This window comes from Mesorhizobium sp. M7A.F.Ca.MR.148.00.0.0 (genome assembly GCF_003997735.1).
Taxonomy (GTDB): domain Bacteria; phylum Pseudomonadota; class Alphaproteobacteria; order Rhizobiales; family Rhizobiaceae; genus Mesorhizobium.
In genome coordinates this window covers 412-889 of sequence record NZ_RZTB01000317.1, presented here as the reverse complement: position 1 = coordinate 889, position 478 = coordinate 412, and the positions used below count along the sequence as shown (strand labels likewise).

The window sequence follows — 478 nt, the reverse complement described above, 5'->3', positions numbered from 1 at the left end:
GTCACCGATTTCACGACCGTCGGGCTGTCCTTGCTTTCGTCGGCCACCTGGTCGACCGCGAGCACCTTCATACTCTGTAGCAACACATCGACAAAACTTTGGTCGGCGCCACCATCGCCGCGCGCCGTCCGCGTCAGCAGCACATCGACCCGGTCACCTGGGAAGACGAAGCCTGCGACCCCTAGCACGTCGTTAACCCGGATGGACACGGCCTTCATGCCCTCGCCGAGCACAGCCGATAGCGTGGCGCGCTGGCCTGGACCAGTGATCTTGCTGGTAAGAATAGGCTCATTGGCGCTGATTGTCTGAAGCGCCTGCCGTGTGCCTTCGCCGGCCAGTGCTTCCTTTGTCGTCTTGAACGCACCTGCCGGTACTGCGCCCGCCGGCCACGGAATTTCGCGCAACTTGTCAGCGCTCAAGGGGTCGCCGAACTTAAGCGGCATAGCTGCCACCACGACCGTGTCGCGCTGGGCGCCAT

The 478-nt window shown here is 63.0% G+C and carries 1 protein-coding gene; it reads right to left on the bottom strand.

Features of this window, described 5'->3' with window-relative positions:
- The coding region (gene cpaB / locus EOB49_RS34240; RefSeq protein WP_245472977.1) for a Flp pilus assembly protein CpaB at window positions 1-478 on the bottom strand (478 nt) is incomplete at both ends.